Origin of the sequence: Erwinia sp. (genome assembly GCF_031978025.1) — a bacterium.
In the GTDB taxonomy this organism is placed as follows: domain Bacteria; phylum Pseudomonadota; class Gammaproteobacteria; order Enterobacterales; family Enterobacteriaceae; genus Erwinia.
In genome coordinates, this window is record NZ_DALZCD010000348.1 from 1 (window position 1) to 3,841 (window position 3,841).

General features: G+C 54.6%; 4 protein-coding genes and 1 pseudogene. 2 read left to right on the forward strand and 3 right to left on the reverse strand.

The window, feature by feature from the left end:
• Both RTK32_RS19910 and minE read left to right on the forward strand, forming a co-directional pair.
• Positions 1 to 103, forward strand: a pseudogene (locus RTK32_RS19910) (septum site-determining protein MinD); the annotation flags it as partial.
• A gap of 3 nt (positions 104 to 106) precedes the next feature.
• Positions 107 to 376 carry a cell division topological specificity factor MinE gene (minE, locus tag RTK32_RS19915; protein ID WP_125287792.1) on the forward strand — a complete coding sequence of 90 codons (270 nt, stop codon included), beginning with the start codon at positions 107 to 109 and terminating at the stop codon, positions 374 to 376.
• 67 nt (positions 377 to 443) lie between these two features.
• On the opposite strand, the gene rnd is transcribed toward minE, so the two are convergent.
• From rnd to RTK32_RS19930, 3 genes are all read right to left on the reverse strand, one after another.
• Positions 444 to 1,550: a ribonuclease D gene (gene rnd, locus RTK32_RS19920; RefSeq protein ID WP_312046990.1), complete on the reverse strand. Its 1,107-nt coding sequence runs from the start codon at positions 1,548 to 1,550 to the stop codon at positions 444 to 446.
• Between the two features lie 101 nt (positions 1,551 to 1,651).
• The gene (gene fadD / locus RTK32_RS19925) at positions 1,652 to 3,328 is read right to left on the reverse strand and encodes a long-chain-fatty-acid--CoA ligase FadD (RefSeq protein ID WP_312046987.1); all 1,677 of its coding nucleotides are present in this window, start codon (positions 3,326 to 3,328) and stop codon (positions 1,652 to 1,654) included.
• 210 nt (positions 3,329 to 3,538) lie between these two features.
• The coding region (locus tag RTK32_RS19930) for a Slp family lipoprotein (protein WP_312046989.1) at positions 3,539 to 3,841 on the reverse strand (303 nt) is incomplete at its 5' end.

Genomic DNA, 3,841 nt, shown 5'->3' on the forward strand with positions numbered 1-3,841 from the left:
AGCCTATGCCGATACCGTCGAGCGTCTTCTGGGGGAAGAACGTCCCTTCCGCTTCATTGAAGAAGAGAAGAAGGGTTTCCTGAAACGCCTGTTTGGGGGATAAAACATGGCCTTACTTGATTTCTTTTTATCCCGTAAAAAAAGCACAGCCAATATAGCCAAGGAACGGCTGCAGATTATCGTGGCGGAGCGCAGGAGGGGCGACGCCGAGCCCCACTATCTGCCGCAGCTGAAAAGAGACATTCTGGAGGTTATCTGCAAGTACGTGAAGATTGACCCGGAAATGCTGAGCGTAAAACTGGATCAGAAAGATGACGATATCTCCATTCTGGAGCTTAACGTAACGCTGCCTGAGGCAGAAGACACCCCGAAATGATCCTTCGCCCTGCCTGACTTTCCCCTGCCCGTTTGCAGGGGAAAAGGGCCAGGGACAGCCCGCGTCGTTAATAATCCGCCAGCAGCGCCATGATATCGTCGCGCAGCAGATTACCCCGCCAGCCGTCGAGCAGCTCCGGCGTGCCCATGGGTTTCAGCTTCCAGTGCCAGTTCAGCAGTTGATTAATCTGCCGTCTTGAGGCCAGCAATTCCTGACTGACGCCATTTTTCTCTGCCGTTTCTACCATCAGTGCTTTCAGCGCCTTAAAGACCTTTTTATAGGCCGGATGGTCAACCAGATTGGCCAGCGGCGCAGGCAGCTCGCTTTCCGGCAGTTCATTAGCCTGGGCCACCAGCGCGACCAGGGCCTTGCCGTGAAAACGGATTTCCTGACCGCCCAGCCCCAGGTGATCCAGCTCGCCCAGTGAACCCGGCATGTACCGCGCCACTTTCCACAGATTCTCTTCCCGCACCACGAAATTTACGGCCATATCTTTTTCACGCGCCAGTTCCAGACGCCAGGCGGCCATCAGGCGCAGCGCAGCAAGCTGACGAGGACGCAGCTGCCAGGCATTGGGAATATCGCGATACGCCTCTTCCGGCGCGACCACGTTACGGCGGCGCTGACACAGCAGGCTACACTCGTTCAGGGCAGCGTCGAGTCGACCGGCAGCTTCGGCTTCCGCCATTAATTTCTGTGCGATGGGCAGCAGATACCAGACATCGGCAGCGGCATAGTGACACTGCCTTTCCGTCAGCGGACGAGCCAGCCAGTCGGTACGGGATTCGCTCTTATCGAGTGCGATGCCGGTAAAAGACTCCACAATAGTGGCAAAGCCACAGGAGAGTGGTCGACCGGTGAAGGCAGCCAGAATTTGCGTATCGATCATTGGTTCAGGCAGCACGCCATACTCGTGCAGGAAAACTTCCAGGTCTTCACTGCCCGCATGCAGGTATTTCACAACGTTTTTATCGAGGATCAGATCACGAAACGGCGTCCATTCGGTGATGGGAAGCGGATCGATCAGTGAAACTCGTTCGCCGTCAAACAGCTGGATCAGCCCAAGACCGGGATAATAGGTGCGGGTACGAACAAACTCGGTGTCCAGCGCCACGGCAGGAACCTGACGGGCAGCCTGGCAAACTTCGGCCAGCGCCTCGTTGGTGGTTATCATGGTGTAATTCAAAGTGATCCTCTCGCTGCGGCTTCTTGCCTCAGTGTGTTTCAATAAAAACGCCGGCTTAACCGGCGTAGAGATAACTGGTGTGCGCCCTGCTACGAGGGTGTCTTTAGCGCTGCCTCGCGCAGCTCACGACGCAAAATTTTGCCAACATTGGTTTTTGGCAACTCGTCACGAAACTCGACAATCTTCGGAATTTTATAACCGGTCAGATGTTTCTTGCAGTGGGCGATTAACTCTTCTTTAGTCAACGAAGCCTCTTTTTTCACCACGCAGATTTTTACCGTTTCGCCGGCCACCGCATCCGGAACGCCTACCGCCGCTGCCTCACGCACTTTGGGATGCAGCATGGCTACATCCTCGATCTCATTAGGATAAACGTTAAAACCGGAAACCAGAATCATATCTTTTTTTCGATCGACGATGCGAATAAATCCTTCCTCATCGACGGTAACAATGTCGCCACTGTGCAGCCAGCCGTTTTTCAGCACTTCGTCAGTGGCCTGAGGATGATGCCAGTAGCCCGGCATCACCTGCGGCCCCTTGATGCAAAGCTCGCCGGGTTCTCCCGGCGCCACCTCGTTACCCTCGCTGTCCACGATACGGATATCGGTAGACGGCACCGGCAGGCCAATACTGCCGCTGTGGTAACGTATATCGTAAGGGTTCACCGAGACCAGCGGCGAGCATTCTGTCAGGCCGTAGCCTTCCAGCAGATAGTGGCCGGTAAGTTTCTCCCAGCGCTCGGCGACGGCTTTCTGCACGGCCATACCGCCGCCCGCCGACAGTGACAGGCTGGAGAAATCGAGCTGCTGAAAATCTTTGTCGTTTAAGAGCGCATTAAACAGCGTATTCACACCGGTAATGGCGGTAAAGCGATTTTTCGCCAGCTCTTTTACCAGCCCCGGAATATCGCGGGGATTGGTGATGAGCAGGTTTGCCCCGCCCAGATCGATAAACAGCAGGCAGTTCACCGTCAGCGCAAATATATGATAGAGCGGCAAGGCGGTAACGACCGTCTCCTCACCCGCTTTCAGCAGCGAGCCATAGGTCGCCTTGGTTTGTTCCAGATTAGCCTGCATATTGCGATGGGTCAGCATTGCCCCTTTCGCCACACCGGTTGTCCCACCGGTGTATTGTAAAAAAGCCAGGTCTTCATTGGCGAGGGTGGGCCGAACATACTGCATCCGATAGCCTTCGTGGAGCACCCGGCGAAAAGAGATAGCACCCGGCAGATGATATTTCGGTACCAGCCGCTTGATATAGCGCACCACGAAATTGACCAACGTGCCCTTAGCCGGAGAAAGCTGATCGCCCAGCCGGGTCAGAATCACGTGTTTAAGCTGCGTTTTTGCCACGATTTTTTCCAGCGTATGGGCAAAATTTGACACAATAACAATGGCGCTGGCGCCGCTGTCGTTAAGCTGATGTTCCAGCTCACGCGGCGTATAAAGTGGATTAACGTTAACAACGATCATTCCGGCGCGCAGGATGCCGAACAGGGCGATCGGATACTGCAACAGATTGGGCATCATCAGCGCGACGCGATCGCCCTTTTTCAGTCCTAACCCCTGCTGGAGATACGCGGCGAAAGCCCGGCTGCGCTCTTCCAGCTTACGATAGGTCATGGTCTGACCCATATTCATAAAGGCGGGCCGGTCGGCGTAGCGATTAGTGGCGTGTTCGAAAAGATCGATCAGGGAAGGATAACGATCGGCATCGATTTCTGCTGGCACATCGGCAGGGTAGCGGTTCAGCCAAACCTTATTCAAGGAAACACCTCGGAAACTTAACGTTGTCGTCATCACAACCTCTTACCTGCTCCATCTGTTAACATTATATTAACTCAGCGTACCAGTTTGCTGGCCCGTTCCGTTTTGAGGTTGCGAAGCATATCACTAATTTCTTCTCGTTTTGAGAAACCAAAAAATAACCCGACGGTCGGAATGCTGCCGTCGGGTCTGCAATGCTCAGCCTAAGGACTATTCAGTCAGGATGGTCTGCACTTCCGCCGGACCCTGATTATAAAACATCATCCCTGGTGGTGGCCCCCAGTAGCCGCCACGATGGCGACCGCGCGGCGGGCCATACCAGATCCAGGGATCCATGGGCGGCGGCGGGGTAACCACCTGCTGCGTCAGGTGCCAGCGCTGATAGCCGCTTACGGCAACCGTCACAAACTGATAGCTCGCCTGACCGATTTCGCCTTTTTCAGTCCCTTTAATCGCTCTGACTACCGTTACCATTTGGTTATTGAAATCGACAGGATCGACAAAGCCGCTGAT

What these genes read in the sequence shown, in the direction of transcription:
- minE (WP_125287792.1), top strand. Translation starts at nt 107, where the DNA reads ATGGCCTTACTTGATTTCTTTTTATCCCGTAAAAAAAGCACAGCCAAT.
- rnd (WP_312046990.1), bottom strand. Translation starts at nt 1,550, where the DNA reads ATGATAACCACCAACGAGGCGCTGGCCGAAGTTTGCCAGGCTGCCCGT.